This is a genomic window from Bordetella genomosp. 4, from assembly GCF_002261185.1.
GTDB lineage: Bacteria > Pseudomonadota > Gammaproteobacteria > Burkholderiales > Burkholderiaceae_B > Bordetella_A.
In genome coordinates, this window is the sequence record NZ_NEVQ01000019.1 from 68,528 (window position 1) to 84,756 (window position 16,229).

Here is a 16,229-nt window from a genome sequence, read left to right on the forward strand (position 1 = left end):
GTCCATCGTGTCAGGCCTCGTCCCAGGTCTGTGTCGTATCCGGCTGCAAGGCGCACAATCGCGCCAGCAGTCCCGCGTCGGGCTCGCGTTCGTAGCCGTCGACCATGGCCTCGATACGCTCAGCCCTCTCGTCTCCGAGCACCGCTTGCGCGGCGCGGCGGAATCGCGCACGGATGAGCGCCTCGTCGGCTGCCACCACGTCGTCCAGTTCAGCCCGTACGTGCGCCCCGTCATCCAGGAGCAGCACGACGCGAGCCCCCTGCCGAGCCGGAAAAGCCGCCGTATAAGCGTCGTCCGGCACGAGTTCGGTATGTGCGATCAAGCGTGCGATCTCGACGTCATCAAGACGGTGGTAGTTGTCCTCTTCGATCGCGCCTCGGGCCAGCACCGCCGCCACACCGAAAGCGATACTCATCTTGGCCTGCAGTGCATAGTCAAATGGCCCCTTGGCGCTACACCCGGGATATGCCAGCGCGGCTTGCGTGGTCTCGACTCGCACCGCGACGATGCGCCGGTCGCGGTGCACCCTCCGCCAGGCGAGCAAGGCTGCCTGGCAAGGTGATTGGGCAAAATTGCAGGCTGGTGCCGGCTTGTTGAAAACTTCCAGGATGTCAGCCTCGCCATGCGGGAACAACGTAATCCGTCCCGGCATGGGCGCACGCGCATAGGCCTGGAACAAGCCTGCCTCTCCTTCCAGAATGGACGGCGAGGCCTGCGCGCCCAGACGCGCCAGTTCGAGGCAGGTCATCGCGTTGCGGACCACAAAACCCGGATGGAAATACATCTCGCTGCCACCGGTGTGCGCCCATTCGTTCAATCCCACGCAACTATTGCCAGCCAGCGCAAATGCGTTCAACGCCTGATCCTCGTCCAGGCCCAATAGATGGGCGCCGGCCATTGCGCTGGCGAACGGCCCCACCAACCCAGTGGGCCGAAACAAACGCGCCAAAGACGGCGTAATCAACGCGCGGCCAATACGTGCGCCTACCTCATAACCGATGACGGCCGCACTCAACACCCGCGCGCCCGGCACAGCATGACGCTCCGCTAGCGCCAGCACGGTCGGCCATACCACGACCCCGAGGTGTGTCACGCTCGCCGCATGCATGTCTTCCCGTACGAGACCATGGCCCGCGACGGCATTGGCAAAGGCCGCGTCCGCCAACACATAGGTGCCGGCTCGCCCGATCTGATGCGCGCCGTGTGCGTCGGGCGCCGCCAACTGTGCAGCCTGTTCGCTCCATGGCAACGACTGTGCCTCGAACGCACATGAAAGGTAATCAAGCAGACATCGTTTGGCCGACGCCAACACCGCATCCGCTGGTGGTAACTCATTCAACGCGGCGCGCACAATTGCCCGCGCTGCGCCCGCGCCTTGTCTGTCAGGATGCGTCATCCTGCTCCCCTTGGGAACGTGCGAATCCGCGTTAATAGCCGAGAACGGTCATCGCTCCGTCCACTTTGAGCGTGACCCCCGCCACCGTCGCGCTGGCGGGCGAAGCCAGAAACACGGCGACTTCGCCTATATCCTCGCTGGTTGACAACCGATTCAGCGGCGTGCGGCGTCGACGCGTGGCCCAGCCTTCCTCGGAAATCACCGAGCTTGCTCCCGGCGTGATCACGGGCCCGGGCGCCAGCGCATTGACGCGGATACCGTGCCCGCCCAATTCGACGGCCTGCTGCCGGGTCAGGGTGTCCAGAGCGCCCTTGATAGCGCTATAGACTGCTGCGTTCTTGATCGATACCGACACGGCCACCGACGAAAGATTGATGACAGAACCGCCGCCCCGTGCAATCAGGTGCGGCGTGGCAGCCTGCAGCGACCACAGCGCGCCTTTCAGTCCCACGTCGATCATCTTGCAGACCTGCTCCTCGGGCATTTCCGCCAGCGGCGCATAGTAGAAATAGGCCGCGTTGTTCACCAAAATATCGAGGCCACCCGATTGGTCCGCATAGGCATTGATCACGCGCTGCACTTGTTCGCGATCAGATACATCGCAAGGCAGCGCCCGGACGCCCGCGAGCTCCTGCTCGGCCTCGGCCAACAAGTCCGCGTTGATATCCAGTAATCCCACTTTGGCGCCCTCGCGGACATAGGCCCGCGCAATAGCTCGGCCGATGCCGCCCGCGCCACCGGTGATGATCGCGACTTTTCCTTCCAGCACTCCCATACCATCGCCTCCTTTTCCCGCGCGCCGGCCAGGATGTGCCGACGTAGCGTGGGCCTCACATATTTTTGTATTCTTGTACTATAGACTGATTGTATTATTGGATGGCGACTAAATTGGAATTTTGCCTAAGGATTTACCCTGATCTAGGATTTCGCACGCACCTTCACGCCGGCCCAATCCTCGACGACGCGGGCCACATCGGTATAGTCCGCGTCGTGGCCGCAGATAGCGGTGGTCATCACCAGCATCTCGCGCACCGATGAGCCCACCACCATCGGCACGCCGTGGCGCTCGGCCTCTTCCAGGCACAAGCGCACATCCTTGTGTGCCAGGCGGACCGCAAAACCCACATTGAATGTGCCCGTCAGCACCGCCTTGGGGAATTTCTCCATGGTGGCAGAGTTGCGGCCCGAGCCTGCATTGATTACGTCGATCATGACGCTCGGGTCCAAGCCTGCCTTGACTCCCAGCGCCATGGCCTCCGAGGTAATGGCAACGGCAGTCGCCGACAGCAGATTGTTCGCCAACTTCATCACCTGAGCCTGGCCTGCCTCGGCGCCGAGATAAAACGGCTTGCCGAAATGGCCCAACACCCGCGTCAACGCTTGGTAGCGCGCCGGCGCGCAAGCGACCATGACCGCCAGCGTGCCGCGTTCGGCCCCGGTCGGGCCGCCGCTGATAGGCGCATCGACATACTCGATACCCTGCTCGGCCAGAATGTCGAACGCGCGCCGCGCCGCGGCAGGACCGATGGTCGACAAATCCACCACGCACTTGGCGCGATTCGCCCACGCCAGGCCCTGCTCGCCACTCAGCACACTCTCGACCACCTTGCCATCGGGCAGGCTCAGGAATACCACATCGGCCGCGTCACCCACGTCCTGAGCGCTGTCGTGAGCCACGGCGCCGCACTCCACCAAGCGGCGCATCATCGCCGGGTCGCTATCGGTCACGTGAAGCACGTTGCCCGCATCGAGTAAACGCTTCGCCATGGGGCCGCCCATATTTCCCAATCCAATGAATCCGTAAATCGTCTCACTCATGTCTGTCCTCCAATTGTGGGACGCGGAGAACCGCGTCCACGCTACACCATCGAATTGCAGCTCTGTCTCGCGGACGGGCTCAGCGAGGCTCCAGTCCAATCTGCTTGGCCAGCTCTGCGAATTGTTTTTGGTCACGTTGCAGCGTGCGCGCAAAACCCGCGGAGCTGCGTTCGTCATCCGCGGGAATCTGCGCGGCGAGCGTATCGATACGCTCGCGGAACGCCGGCGTCTGCACTGCCTTGGTCACTGCCTCGGAAAGTTTGTCGACCACATCCTTGGGCATATCCTTGGGCCCGACCAAGCCGTTCCATATCTGCAGATCGAACTGTGGCAGGCCGCCCTCGGCAAAAGTCGGCACGTCAGGCATCTGCGGCAAACGCTCCTTGGACGCCACCGCGATGGCCTTGATCTGTTTGCCCTTGTGCAGCGGCAGCATGGTGACTGTCTGATCCAGCACTGACTGAATGGTGCCGCCCATCAAATCGGTAATCGCCGGACCCGAACCGCGATACTGCAGCAGTTCGGCCTGCACATTGGCCATGCGCAAGAACAACGCCTCGGCCAGATGCGCGGTCGTGCCCGGGCCGCCCGAGCCAAAATACAGTTTGAGCGCACCGCTACGCATACCCGCCAACATCGAGGGCAGATCCTGGATGCCGCTCTGATTGCTCACACTGAGCACCATGGGAACATTGGCGACTGTGCCGATCGCTGTCGTGTCCTTGACGATGTTCAAACCGGCCTTGGGATAGAGCAGAGGAATCAGCACCATGGACTGATTACTGAACATCAGCGTGTACCCATCAGGCGCCGATCGAGCCAGCCGCTGAAACCCCAGCAGTCCACCCGCCCCGGTGACGTTTTCTACTACAAAGGTGTTGTTCGTGACTTTTCCGAGTTCGGTGGCCAACAACCGGGCCAGTGCGTCCAGACTGCCGCCGGGAGCCACGCCGACGATGATAGTGACCGGTTTGGAAGGAAAACCGTCGTCGGCCCGGGCTGCGTGATTCACGCCCAGACACAAAGCAATGCTGGCAAGCGCGGATGCGATGCGTCGTTTCATGTTGCCTCCTTCTTCAAAAAACCCTCAACACCTGCTTAGCAAGCGCGTCAGCGGACGGATGGAGTCGGCGCGTTCCAGATGCATGATCGCTTCCAGGCAGCTCTCGGCCGCACCTGTAGGCAATCCTGCACGCGGGAACAGCTGAAAAAACTTGTCTTCCACGTCGCGCCAATCGATGCCACGCACACCTGCTCCGCGAGGCGCTGTGCAGGCGGCGTGATGCATGGCGCCGTCTTTCATATGTATCGTGACGCTGCCGCCATGCCGATGAGGAAAGCGATCCGGTAGTGGCGGCGGGTCGGGGTCAAACTCGACTTTGTCTTGCAACGCAGCGATCACGGGATCGGCCATCTTGGCCGGGTCCATGTGTTGCCAAGCGAAGCCGTCGTCGGCAATGGCCGCGGCGACGAAATAATGCAGACTATGAGCGGCGTCGACCAGATTACGAGGATGGGGTTCACCCTTGAAATCGGTCCATTGCACTGCCGCCGACACAACGATGCGCGTAATGTCGTCAGGGCTGATGCGGCCGCCAGCCCGTGCGGCCTCGGCCGCGGCCTCGGCGGTTGCATGAAAAGGATGCGCACCCGGCATCAGCTTGATGGCCATGTCGGTCACAATGTCCCAAGACCCCCCCCAGTCTCGCACGATGTCCTCGCGCGCCAGCCCGCCCAGCGCATCGAGAAACCCGCGCGGCTGCTCGAACACACCCAGCTCGCCCTCGAAACCGGACTGCGCCGCCAACGCGGCTCGGACGCCCGTGCTGGCGGCCAGCCCGGCGTGATACTCCCGCGCGCAACTGGTGTCGGCCGCGATCGCCATACCGCCGATCGAGGTTGCCGAAAGTGCAATAGCGTGGGCGAGCCGATGCGCATCCAGCCGCAACAACAGGCCAGCAGCCACACAGGCGCCAAACACCGTGGAAAACGAACCATGAAAACCGCGCTGCATGCGTCCGGGTGTCAGCGACTCGTCAATGCGTCCCGCTATCTCATAGCCCAGCACCATGGCGGTCAGCACATCGTGGCCAGTCGATCCCTCACGTTCGCCCACTGCCAACGCCGCACTTGAGACAATGGTGCCGATGTGCGCGATGCTACGCATATCGCTATCATCTGACGCAGCCGCATCACTGGCCACTGCGTTCACACGCGCCGCGCTCGCCAGTGGCAACCGGGCATTGTCAAACCACACGGTCGCCACCGGCGCACCGCCATCTGCCAGATCCAGCTCACGGATAATGCGGGCCGATTCGATACCGTATCCGGCGGCGGCACTGGCAAGCGTGCTGGCCAGACTCATCTTGGCATGCTCGAGCGCCAAAGCCGGGAGGTCGCCGACACGGGTCGACAGGACGAACTCAGCCAGTTGACGCGCCAACGGCGGCGTCAATAAAAGGGATCGCACAGTAGAAGTTTCCTTTGTAAGTTACCGCGGTGTCACTGTGCCGCCGTGCCCAATTTCTGAAGGACCGGAATCCACGTGGCAAGATCCTGGCGCACCAGCGCTTCGAAAGCCGCGGGCTGGGGGATGGGCGTATCGGGCAAGGTGAATCCCAGGCCGATCAGCTTGTCGCGCAACGCCGAATCGCTCATGACCTTGTCCAGCGCGGCATACAGACGCGACGAAATGTCAGGGGGAAGTTGAGCCGGACCCACCAGTCCCCACCAGAGCGTGACCGAATAGCCTTGCAAACCGCTCTCGTCCAGCGTAGGAACGTCGGGCAACAAGCTCGAACGCTTCGGGCCGGTGACTGCGAGCGGCCGCAGCTTGCCCGACTTCACCAGGCCCAAGGCCGCGGGCATGTTGTAGAGACCCATGTCCACATCGCCACTCAGGATCGCGCTCAAGCCTTGCGGCGCGCCGGTATAGGGCACATGCATGAGCGGCTTTTCTAGATATTGCGCGACAGTAGCGCCGGCGATATGGTGACTGGTGCCCACGCCGCTGGAGGAATAGCGGAAAGTCTCCGGCGGCTTGGCCTTGATTGCTTCCAGCAGCGCCGGCGCACTGTGATAAGGCGATTTCTCGGACACGACCAACAGGTTCTGCACATCGGCGATCTCGCTGATGAAACTGAAATCCTTGATGGAGTCGTACCCTGGCGAGCTGTAGAGCACTTGGTTGTTGACAAAAGTCCCCTGCGCGGCGATACCTAACGTGTAGCCATCGGGTTTGGAACGCGCGATGTCCACCGTGCCAATCGTGCCGCCCGCGCCCCCCTTGTTGTCCACCACCAGAGGCTGGCCGAGTTGCTCGCTCAATGCCGTGGCCACCACGCGAGACAACGTATCGGCCGCACTGCCCGCGGCAAACGGCACAATGAGTTTGATGGGACGCTCAGGGTAAGCCGCTTCGGTGCGCAAGCACCACAGCGCGACGCAGGCAAACGGAATCAGTGCGCGGGCGATCGCCCGGCGTCGATGAGGCTTGGTCATTCTGTCTCCTCGTGGCAGGATCGCTTGCGGCGATACCGCAGCGCAAACACCGATCCGACACTTGATTTGGTTTTGTTGGATAGGACAGACTGTAGGCCGCTTCCTCCCTGATGTCTGTGGAAACTTATTTCTCAATCATTGAATCCATCTCAACAATGCACAAACTGAGAAACCGCCTCGGCCCGCTGCGTGTACTAGATGCCGTGCATCGCGGCGGCGGCGTTGGGCGGGCCGCCGAACTCCTGCACATCACACCGAGCGCGGTCAGCCATCAGTTGCGCCGACTGGAATCCGACCTGGGCGTGCGATTGGTGCAAAAAAACGGTCGCGACATTGGGTTCACGACAGCAGGCACCGAACTGGCCATACAGGCCGCCCAGTTGTTCGATCAACTTGAGTCGGTGCTGGCCAAGGCCGGCGAGGCCGGAGCCAACCCTCGCATTCGAGTCAAAGTCATTCCCAGCCTCGCCATCAAATGGCTCATGCCCCGGCTGGGCTCGCTATATGCACAGCATGACAACATCGACATCGAGGTTGCCACCGTCGCTCGCGCCGATGACACCGATCTGCACAACGCCGATTTCGTCGTGCGCCGGGGCAATGGCAACTGGCCGGGGCTGCGCGCCGATCTGCTGTTTCCTGACGAGTTGGTACTGGCCTGCGCACCGTCGCTGGCCGAGCGCCTGCGCACGCCCCAGGACGTGTTGGGCGAAACCTTGTTGAATTCGATGATTGCGCCGGACTGCTGGGATCGCTGGCTGCTATCGACCGGCCTGGCCGCAAACAGCGGCACGCGCTTTCTCTCGCTGGCCAACGCGGTACTGTGCCTGCAGGCAGCGGCCGACGGCCTGGGCATCGCCGTGACGCAGCGCGCCTATATCACCCAGGACTTCGCCACCGGCCAACTGGTGCAACCCCTGGCGCACAGCGCGCGCAGCGGCGACGGCTATTACCTGGTCAGCGATCCGGCGCGGGCGGCCACACTGCCGTTCAGCACCTTTGCCAACTGGATGATCGGCCAAAAGTAGGCACAAAGGCTTGGCCTCGCCCCTCAAGGCCGCCCGCCAGCCTGTGCTGAACGTTCGCCGTCAGCTTCGGCGGTGGCCGTCACCTCATCGAGCGCCGCGTCATCCGCTGCGGTGTCCGTGGCCTCAGCAGAAGCCGGCACCTGCACCACATCCGGCTCCGGCGACACCATCTCCATCCCCGCATCCGCCTCAATATCCACCCGCGGATCCAAGGTCACAGAGGCTGGAGAACTCTGCAAACTATCCGGCATCGGCACAAAATGCACCGGTGCCTCATCCACCTGATGCACCCCGGTCACCCGCGCCGGCCGCACCTGCCATACCAAAATCAATGCACACGCTGACACAAATACATAGAACATATTCGGTCCGCCCGCCGACATCAGCGCCCCCGCCACGAGTGGGCCCAGGCACGCTCCCACCCCATAAGTCATCAATAAGATCGCGCTCAGACTGACGCGCCGATCCGACTCCACGTGGTCATTCGCAAACGCCGCCCCCAGCGGATACAACGTGAACTGCAACACCCCGAACACACAGGACAGCAACACCAGCGCCCAGAACGGCAAGGTCACCCAGCCCCACAGCACCGCAGGCAACAACACCAGCAAACACGCGTTGAAACGAATCAACCCCGCACGGTTGATCCGATCCGACAACCACCCCATCGGCCATTGCGACAACAACCCCGCCGTCACTCCCGCCGCCACAAACAGCGCCGACTGCGACGTCGTCATCCCGTACTTCGACGCAAACACAGGGGCCAGCCCATAAAACGCCCCCGACAGATTCCCTGCGACAAACAGCACCGTCAGCGACAACGGCACCCGTTGGCGGAAAAACGGCAGATCCAGGGGGGCCGGCACGGGCGTCGGCGGGTGTGAACGGGCCGTCACGGCAATAGGCACCAGGCACAACACCATGCAGGCCGCCACCAACACCAACGGCTGCTCATCCAGCGGACCATATGCGGTCAACACCAATTGACCCAGGACTGTACCCAGCCCGGATACCACCATATAGACCGAAAACACTCGGCCACGCTGATGATTTTCCGTTTGCTCGTTGAGCCAGCTTTCGATGACCATCAACTCGGTCACCATCACAATGCCGGCCACGAGGCGAAATACCAGCCACACCGGCATATAGTCGACCATGATCTGCGCCAGAATCATGCAAGTCGAAATCGCCGCACAGGCCACAAAAGCGCGGATATGTCCTACCCGGATGATCAGCTTGTGCCCCAGCCGCGCGCCGCACACCAACCCCAGGTAATACCCGGCAATCAGTGTACCGATCCAGATCTCGCTGACTGACTGCGCAGTCAGCCGCAACCCCATGTAAGTATTGAACAGACCGCCGCCGATCAGCATCAGCAGCGTCGCCAGATAGAGCGACGAAAAAGAGGAAATCGTGGTCAGCATGGGATGCAGAAACGTGCCATCGCACCACGCGGTGCGCAAGCCGCGCGAATTTGCCAGGCGCAAAGTCACCGCAAGGACTGTGCCTGTGCCCGGGGTCATCACCAGGGAAATGTTATTGCCCTGGGACGGCCCGGCAGCTGGGATAGTCCCCGGCGGAAAAAATTAAAGCTGCGACAACATCGTGCCCGCGTCGCTGACCTCGAATTTGCCAGGCGCCTCGACGTTCAATTGCGTCACAACGCCGTCTTTCAACAACGCCGAATAACGCTGCGAACGAATGCCCATGCCACGTGCATCCAGGTCCAGCTCCAGACCCAACGCCCGCGTCCAGTGAGCCGCGCCGTCGGCCAGCATGCGGATCTTGCCCGCCGTCTGCTGTTCGCGGCCCCATGCGCCCATCACAAACGCATCATTGACCGACACGCACCAGATTTCGTCCACGCCCTTGGCCTTCAGCGCCGCGGCTTGCTCGACGTAGCCCGGCAGATGTTTGGCCGAGCACGTCGGCGTAAAAGCGCCCGGCACGGCGAACAGGGCAATCGTCTTGCCCTTGACCAGATCTGCGACCTGAAACGCATTGGGTCCCAGGGAGCAACCATTGGCTTCGGTCTCGAAAAACTCAGTCAGAGTGCCATCAGGCACGCGATCGCCGACTTTGATTGTCATTTACATCTCCAAGTGAACGCAGAAACGCGGACGCGAGCCGTCCGCCAAACCCTCATCATAGTGCCAAGTCGAGGGCTTGCGTTTGATGACAACGAAAGAATCACATTGACTGCCTCGCCTCATTGCAACGAAAACTCCACACGCGACGGCAGAGCGTCACCCTCGCCGGCCCCCCCCTCGAGATTGGGCGTCACAATGAAGATCCGATCGGCAGGCCCGATCTCCTGCAATTTTTCATACACGGCCTGCGCACGGGCCTGCGCCAATCGTTCCAGCGACTGCTCATTGATCGGCGCGGCCTTGCGCAACAAGGACTCCATCTGGTCGGCCGGAATCGACTTGGCCATGCCGATGAAATTGCGCGGCTTTTCCTCGATATCGGTATCGTCGTAGACGTCTTCCAGATATTTTTCGCGCTCAGCGCTCGACACCGTCACCGTAGAGAGATCAGGCTTTTTACCCTTGCCCGACGTGTCCTCGGCCTTGGCTTTGCGAATCTGGCGATCGACCCAGGCTTGGCGCAAGCCCTCCTCATCGGTGGCGGGGTCTGCTCGCCCGATGATATCCAGCTTCAGGGCAGGCCGATCATTCAACGCCTTGGCCAAAGTCGAAATACGCTCGTCCGCGTCCGCCGCCAACACCGCGCTGCCGGGTTCGAAATTGATATACGACAGCTCTTCGCCGCTGCCAAACGCGGATGCGAGCAATGAGAACGGCGAGGTCACCGCCTTGACCAGCAAATTGCCCAACACCCGCAAAATAATCCCGCCGACGGAAAACTCAGGATCATCGAGCGACCCGGAAATCGGCAGGTTGATATCGATATTGCCCTTGCTGTCCTTTAACAATGACACGGCCAACATCACAGGCAAGGTCGTGGCATCCGGACTGTTCGTCTTGTCGCCGAACGTCAATTGATTCAGCACCACATGGTTCGTCGCCTGCAACGCACGGTCTTCGAGCTTGTATTGCAGATCCACCGACAACTTGCCGCGCTTGATCGGATATCCCACATACTTTGCGGAATACGTCGTGAAGCGGGGCAAATCCACGCCTTTGGCCGAGACCTTCAGATCCAGCGACAGAAACTCGGCAAAAGGCTGCACCGTCCCACCGATCGACAAGGGCGCTGTGTCGTAAACACGGCCCGTCACATTGACCTTTGCGGGTTTGGGTGCACGCGACGACACCGCCGACAAACCGCCTTCGATACGGGAAAGTTGGGCCGTATAGTTCGGTTTGACGAAATGGTCGGTAAACGTCATGCGGCCGTTTTTCAGCGTGACGCTGTTTAACGCGATATCCGGCAGTTTTCCGGTCTTGGCGGCCTGGGCCTCGCGTGCCGAGCGGCCGCGCGTCTGGGTATCCTGGGTAATCGACCCGCCGGCCTGCCCCGGCTCGGCCACCAGGTCCATCACATTCAAACGGCCTTCGGCACTGAGCAGAATGCGGCCATAAAAATCATCCAGCGTGACGTCGCCCAGATTGGCGGCAAACTGATCGCCATTGACCGACACCTGCATGCCGCTCAAATCCAGCGTTTTCCACCGCAGAAAGTCATCGCGATTCACTCGGTCGGCCAGATGCAGATCAGTGATGTCCACGCCGCCTTTCCAATTGGCCTTCAGCGGCGCGTTCGCCGTCGCCGCGGTGAATGCCGCCTCGCCATTGGCACCCACAACCAGCGAACGCACGGTCGCATTCAAGCTCGACGCGCCATAGGCCGCCAACGACGCCGCGTTGAAGTTCTGCAAATCCACTTTGGTTTGCAGCGCCAGAGGCTGCGTAGTCAAGGTCCCCTGCAGCGCCAGGCTGCCATCGCCCTGCACCCCCGTGGCCTGCAGAGTGAACGGCGACGGCGTGGCATCGAGCGCCACCCGATCGGCCGCCAGGCTGAGTTGTTTCACGCTCAGGTCCACCGCCGGCTTCTGCGATTCGTCACGCGCGGCCAATTGAGACAGATCGACTTTGACGCCCGTCGCGGCGACTTGCGTCGCATTGCCCTGCTGAGCCACGGTGATCAGTCCTTGCACATCGAGCAAACCATCCAGTACCTGGATCGGCGACAGACTGCGCACCGCGGGCGCATATTGAGCCAGCCCCAGATGACCCGCGCGGAAATCGAGCTTCAGCCCCAAGGGGCTGAGCATCAGCGGGCCTTTTGCACGTATCCAGCCCCCGTCGCCGGGATTGTCCATCGTCAGCCACAGATTGATGGGCTGCTTTGCGGGCTGGGGAAACTGCACGCTTTCTACCGTGACCGCAACGCCAGCAAACGTCGTATTGAGTTTGGTCACCGCATCCTGCACACGCAGTTCAGCATCGTGAATATTGATCGCATCGACCGCGATCTGCCATTCGTCCGGCTCCTTGGCGGGCGGTATGGCGGCCTCGGCCTGCGCGGCAGGTGCATTTCCCGACGCCGCAGAGGCATTTCCGCCAGCCGCGTTCGCGCTCGGCACGCCCGATGCAGGCGCAACAGCAGCCGTTGTCGTTGCCGCCACGGCTTGCAGCGGGGCGCCATCATTGTGTCCCGATGTCTTGGCCGCAGCAGTCGCCTTATCACTGGCCGGCTTGCCATCCGTCTGCGCCACAGCAGGCTTGCCCCCGGCCGACTTGCCATCCGCAGTCTGGGCCGCGGCAGCGGCCTTAGCACTGCCTGATTTACCGTCCGCCGCTCGAACCGCATCCGGCTTGCCCGCTTTCGCAGCAGTCGCCGACCCTCCCAATGCCTTGAGCTTGTCGACCACCCGCAGCCAATTCAGCTGCTGATTCGCATCCCGGCTGGTCTGCAATACCGGGGACCACATTTCGATCTGACCAATCGAAAACTGCTTTGCCAGCATATCGAGCCTGACCCGCTGCACCTCCAGCGTGCTCCATTGGACCAATGCCGCGCCCGAGGCCTCGCGCAGATCCAATTGCCGCAGTCCCACATCCCCCGTCACCAGGATCTTTGCCGCCGCATCACGCGGCTGCTCGAACACGACCTTCAGATTCGAATCCAGTAAGGCACGTTCGACCTTGATCGGCAGAGCCATGGGCCATACATCTGCCCATTTTTCCAGCTCCAGTCCCCGAAAATCCACATTCAAGGTCGACGAGGGCACGGCCTCGAACGGTCGGGCCACGCCCCTCATATCGAACGGGCTGCCGTTAATACGCAAATGCACCAGCGGCTCGACGTCGATATCCGTGGCATAGCCGAACGAGGAAATAAAAGGCACCCCGAGCTTGATCTCGTCGATCTGTTGTTTACGGCCAGTCACCTTGTCATCGAGGGTGATCGCGCCGTCCTCCAACACCAGGTTATTCAAAGAAAACCGGGGCAGCCCGGCGTCCTCTTCTTTCTTTTCGGGCTCGGGCTGAGCCGCCGCCATATCGGCCAGTTTTTTCTGGATATCCGAGAAATTGAATGTGGTCTTGTCCTCACGCACCAACGCGATCTGCGGCCGCTGAACTCGCACGGAGTCCACCACCGGTGCAAACCAGAACAATGACGCCCACGAGGCGCTGGCCTCCAGCTGCCCGACCTGCAGCAACGGCGACGCGCCCCCCGGCTGTTCGATCGCCAGGTCCTGCGCTCGCACAGTCAGCGTAAAAGGATTAAAACTGATATCACCGACCTGCACCGGCCGGCCCAACAACTGGGCGACATCGCCAGTCAGCGCTGAACGCAGCACCTTGGGCACTTGCCAGGCAGCCACGCCGAACACAATAAGAATTATGGCCACTATCCACAGAAGGATTTTTCCGAGACGCCGAGTGAATCTCAACCTGGGCATCGAAAGGGCCATGCGTCATCTCCTGATGTGAACAGCGGGGCATAGGCAACGGCAATTATCCACCCGGAACCATAGCTCGTCTATCATAGGGTGTAGCCAAGCCTGGCTCAGGCGAAAACCCGCTTTCGTTTTCAATCGTTAACATTTTTTCTACCCATGTCCTCTTCTTCTCCTACGCTTAGCCATCTGGACGAATCCGGCCAGATCCGCATGGTTGACGTTGGCGCCAAGACCGAAACCGACCGCATTGCCATTGCGGCGGGCCGCGTACGCATGAACGCCGTGGCCTATGGCCTGTTGACCCAACCGGGCCAGGGAAAGGGCGAAGTGCTCAACACGGCCCGCGTCGCCGCCGTCCTGGCGGCCAAGCGCTGCGCAGAGCTGATCCCGCTCTGTCACAGCCTGCCGCTGGCCTTTGTCGGGGTGGAGTTTGGCCTGAACGACGACACCCATACTGTGGAGATCCGGGCCACCTGCCGCACGCGCTACAAAACCGGCGTCGAAATGGAGGCCATGACAGCCTGCAGCGTCGCAGCGCTCACCATTTACGATATGTGCAAGGCGGCCGACAAAGGCATTCTGATCGAACAAATACACCTTGAATACAAGGCAGGAGGAAAAAGCGGTGAGTGGCGCAACCATTAATCTGCTGTATTTCGCGCGGGTCGCCGAACTGGTAGGCAAGCGCAGCGAAGCCTGGCCGCTGGCCGAGCCGACGACGGGTGCCGAATTGCTCCAGGCCCTGCAGACACAGTATCCGGACCTGGCGCCGGCGGCGCGTCTGAAACTGGCGATCAACCAGAATCACTCCAAAGCCACCGCCTCGATCCAGCCAGGCGACGAGGTCGCGATTTTCGAACCCGTCACGGGAGGCTGACACCATGATCATCGTTCAGGAAGCCGACTTCGACAGCACGGCATTGCTGGGGGGCCTGCGCGAGCAGGTTGGCGCCCAGGCCGGTGCGATCGTCACGTTCACCGGCTATGTGCGCGACTTTTCTTCGGATCAGGCGACCGAGACACTGTTCCTGGAGCACTATCCAGGCATGTGCGAACGCGAATTGGCTGAAATCGCAGACACGGCACGCGAGCGTTGGAGTCTGGCCGGTACTGTCATTGCCCATCGTGTCGGCGCCATGCCCCGCAGCGCCCAGATCGTCTTCGTCGCGGCCGCCAGCGCCCATCGCGGCGACGCGTTCCGGGGCTGCGAATACATGATCGACGCGTTGAAAACCCGCGCACCGTTCTGGAAACGCGAAACCCTGTCCGACGGCAGCAGTTTCTGGGTCGAGGCCCGCCAAGCCGATGAGGAACGCACCGAGGCCTGGAACGACTCGCATGACCTCAATTCCCTCCGCCGCTAGCCCATACCGTCCTGTCTGACGTACACCGCATGAATAACGATCTGCTAGATTTCGAGAGTGCCCAATCCCTGCTGGCCCAGGCGGCCGCGCCGATCACTCGCCACGAAACCGTATCCTTGGCCCACGCCGTGGGCCGTGTCCTGGCGGTCAATCTGGCAGCCACGCTGGATCTGCCGCCTGCCGATAACAGTGCCATGGATGGCTATGCCATTCGCTACGCGGATTACCAGCCTGATATCGTCCTGCCTATACAGCAGCGTACCTATGCAGGCGAAATGCCCGCCGCGCTGATTCCGGGTCAAGCCACGCGGCTGTTCACGGGCAGCTTGATCCCCGACGGCGCAGACACCATCGTCATCCAGGAAAACACCCGCGAATCCGACGGGCAGGTCCACATCCTGCAGGCGCCAAAGGCCGGAGAGTTCGTACGCAAACGCGGTATGGATACCACCGCCGGCCAGCCCCTGCTGACCGCAGGCACCGTGCTCGAGGCTGCACATATCGCACTCTTGGCCTCTCAAGGGCTGACACAGGTTCAAGTGTTTGCCCCATTACGCGTAGGCATTCTGACGACCGGCGACGAGCTCGTTCGTCCCGGCGAAGCACGCGCTGCACAACAGATCTACAACTGCAACGGCCCCATGCTGGCCGCCCTGGTACAGAAAACCGGCGCCCAGGCGATACACGTGCTGCATGCCCGCGACAACGAACCCGACCTGCGCGCTGCCATCACCACCATCCTGGCCGATTGCGATCTGCTATTGAGCATCGGCGGCGTGTCCGTCGGTGAAAAGGATCTCGTCAAACCCGTACTGGAATCCCTGGGCGGCAAACTGGCGCTCTGGAAAGTCCGTATGAAACCAGGCAAGCCGGTCGCCTTGGCCCATATCGACGGCAAACCCGTTGTCTGCCTGCCGGGCAATCCCGTCTCGGTCTATGCGGTATACGCCATGCTGGTGTCGCCGCTGGTGCGGCGCATGCAAGGACGGACCAATCTATTCCCGCAAGTCAGCACCGCAGCGCTGCGCCTGTCGCGTCCGCACAAAGACAGCCGCGAGGAGTTTCTGCGTGTGCAATGGCGCCACACTGCCGAAGGCGCGCCTGAACTCGTGCCATACGCGAATCAGGACTCATCAGTGATCAGTTCCATGCCCTGGGCAAGCGGACTGGCACGTACCCCAGCGGGAGAAACCGTCAACGATGGCGATATCGTGAAGTACTACGATGTAGCGCATTGGCTGGCGTAA

At 61.6% G+C, this 16,229-nt stretch carries 14 protein-coding genes; 5 read left to right on the forward strand and 9 right to left on the reverse strand.

The window, feature by feature from the left end; translation table 11 throughout:
* Positions 1–10 precede the first annotated feature (10 nt).
* From CAL20_RS18970 to CAL20_RS18995, 6 genes are all read right to left on the reverse strand, one after another.
* Positions 11–1,396: an MmgE/PrpD family protein gene (locus CAL20_RS18970; RefSeq protein ID WP_094838647.1), complete on the reverse strand. Its 1,386-nt coding sequence runs from the start codon at positions 1,394–1,396 to the stop codon at positions 11–13.
* Between the two features lie 31 nt (positions 1,397–1,427).
* Positions 1,428–2,171: an SDR family NAD(P)-dependent oxidoreductase gene (locus CAL20_RS18975; protein ID WP_094838648.1), complete on the reverse strand. Its 744-nt coding sequence runs from the start codon at positions 2,169–2,171 to the stop codon at positions 1,428–1,430.
* A gap of 143 nt (positions 2,172–2,314) precedes the next feature.
* The gene (locus CAL20_RS18980; protein WP_094838649.1) at positions 2,315–3,214 is read right to left on the reverse strand and encodes an NAD(P)-dependent oxidoreductase; all 900 of its coding nucleotides are present in this window, start codon (positions 3,212–3,214) and stop codon (positions 2,315–2,317) included.
* Positions 3,215–3,293: 79 nt separating this feature from the next.
* Positions 3,294–4,277: a Bug family tripartite tricarboxylate transporter substrate binding protein gene (locus CAL20_RS18985; protein ID WP_094822574.1), complete on the reverse strand. Its 984-nt coding sequence runs from the start codon at positions 4,275–4,277 to the stop codon at positions 3,294–3,296.
* A gap of 24 nt (positions 4,278–4,301) precedes the next feature.
* Positions 4,302–5,684: an MmgE/PrpD family protein gene (locus CAL20_RS18990; protein WP_094822575.1), complete on the reverse strand. Its 1,383-nt coding sequence runs from the start codon at positions 5,682–5,684 to the stop codon at positions 4,302–4,304.
* A 32-nt stretch (positions 5,685–5,716) separates the two neighbouring features.
* Positions 5,717–6,715, reverse strand: a complete 999-nt coding sequence (locus CAL20_RS18995; RefSeq protein ID WP_094822576.1) for a Bug family tripartite tricarboxylate transporter substrate binding protein — start codon at positions 6,713–6,715, stop codon at positions 5,717–5,719.
* 155 nt (positions 6,716–6,870) lie between these two features.
* Between CAL20_RS18995 and CAL20_RS19000 the strand changes: the two genes are divergently transcribed.
* Complete coding sequence (locus CAL20_RS19000; RefSeq protein ID WP_094822577.1) at positions 6,871–7,743, forward strand: LysR substrate-binding domain-containing protein; 873 nt, start codon at positions 6,871–6,873, stop codon at positions 7,741–7,743.
* Between the two features lie 23 nt (positions 7,744–7,766).
* Here the strand turns inward: CAL20_RS19000 and CAL20_RS19005 are convergent, their stop codons facing one another.
* The 3 genes from CAL20_RS19005 to CAL20_RS19015 all read right to left on the reverse strand — a co-directional run bounded on the left by CAL20_RS19005 (position 7,767) and on the right by CAL20_RS19015 (position 13,630).
* Entirely contained in the window at positions 7,767–9,167 is a 1,401-nt protein-coding gene (locus tag CAL20_RS19005) for an MFS transporter (RefSeq protein WP_094838699.1), read from the reverse strand.
* A gap of 162 nt (positions 9,168–9,329) precedes the next feature.
* Complete coding sequence (locus CAL20_RS19010) at positions 9,330–9,833, reverse strand: peroxiredoxin (protein WP_094822578.1); 504 nt, start codon at positions 9,831–9,833, stop codon at positions 9,330–9,332.
* 119 nt (positions 9,834–9,952) lie between these two features.
* Positions 9,953–13,630, reverse strand: a complete 3,678-nt coding sequence (locus CAL20_RS19015) for a DUF748 domain-containing protein (RefSeq protein WP_094838650.1) — start codon at positions 13,628–13,630, stop codon at positions 9,953–9,955.
* A gap of 144 nt (positions 13,631–13,774) precedes the next feature.
* Between CAL20_RS19015 and moaC the strand changes: the two genes are divergently transcribed.
* Genes moaC through CAL20_RS19035 form a run of 4 tightly spaced genes read left to right on the forward strand, consistent with a single transcriptional unit; the run spans position 13,775 to position 16,229 of the window.
* A complete protein-coding gene (moaC, locus tag CAL20_RS19020; protein ID WP_094822726.1) occupies positions 13,775–14,263 on the forward strand; it encodes a cyclic pyranopterin monophosphate synthase MoaC in 489 nt (162 codons plus the stop codon).
* The gene (locus CAL20_RS19025) at positions 14,244–14,495 is read left to right on the forward strand and encodes a MoaD/ThiS family protein (protein WP_094822580.1); all 252 of its coding nucleotides are present in this window, start codon (positions 14,244–14,246) and stop codon (positions 14,493–14,495) included. The genes moaC and CAL20_RS19025 overlap by 20 nt, the downstream gene beginning before the upstream one ends.
* Before the next feature lie 4 nt (positions 14,496–14,499).
* A complete protein-coding gene (locus tag CAL20_RS19030; RefSeq protein ID WP_094838651.1) occupies positions 14,500–14,982 on the forward strand; it encodes a molybdenum cofactor biosynthesis protein MoaE in 483 nt (160 codons plus the stop codon).
* 41 nt (positions 14,983–15,023) lie between these two features.
* Entirely contained in the window at positions 15,024–16,229 is a 1,206-nt protein-coding gene (locus tag CAL20_RS19035) for a molybdopterin molybdotransferase MoeA (RefSeq protein ID WP_094822727.1), read from the forward strand.

Bases quoted from the DNA above. Each gene is read 5' to 3' on its own strand.
- CAL20_RS18980 (WP_094838649.1), bottom strand. From the start codon at position 3,214: ATGAGTGAGACGATTTACGGATTCATTGGATTGGGAAATATGGGCGGC.
- CAL20_RS19010 (WP_094822578.1), bottom strand. From the start codon at position 9,833: ATGACAATCAAAGTCGGCGATCGCGTGCCTGATGGCACTCTGACTGAG.
- CAL20_RS18995 (WP_094822576.1), bottom strand. From the start codon at position 6,715: ATGACCAAGCCTCATCGACGCCGGGCGATCGCCCGCGCACTGATTCCG.
- CAL20_RS19030 (WP_094838651.1), top strand. From the start codon at position 14,500: ATGATCATCGTTCAGGAAGCCGACTTCGACAGCACGGCATTGCTGGGG.
- CAL20_RS19005 (WP_094838699.1), bottom strand. From the start codon at position 9,167: ATGCTGACCACGATTTCCTCTTTTTCGTCGCTCTATCTGGCGACGCTG.
- moaC (WP_094822726.1), top strand. From the start codon at position 13,775: ATGTCCTCTTCTTCTCCTACGCTTAGCCATCTGGACGAATCCGGCCAG.
- CAL20_RS18985 (WP_094822574.1), bottom strand. From the start codon at position 4,277: ATGAAACGACGCATCGCATCCGCGCTTGCCAGCATTGCTTTGTGTCTG.
- CAL20_RS18975 (WP_094838648.1), bottom strand. From the start codon at position 2,171: ATGGGAGTGCTGGAAGGAAAAGTCGCGATCATCACCGGTGGCGCGGGC.
- CAL20_RS19015 (WP_094838650.1), bottom strand. From the start codon at position 13,630: ATGGCCCTTTCGATGCCCAGGTTGAGATTCACTCGGCGTCTCGGAAAA.
- CAL20_RS19000 (WP_094822577.1), top strand. From the start codon at position 6,871: ATGCACAAACTGAGAAACCGCCTCGGCCCGCTGCGTGTACTAGATGCC.
- CAL20_RS18970 (WP_094838647.1), bottom strand. From the start codon at position 1,396: ATGACGCATCCTGACAGACAAGGCGCGGGCGCAGCGCGGGCAATTGTG.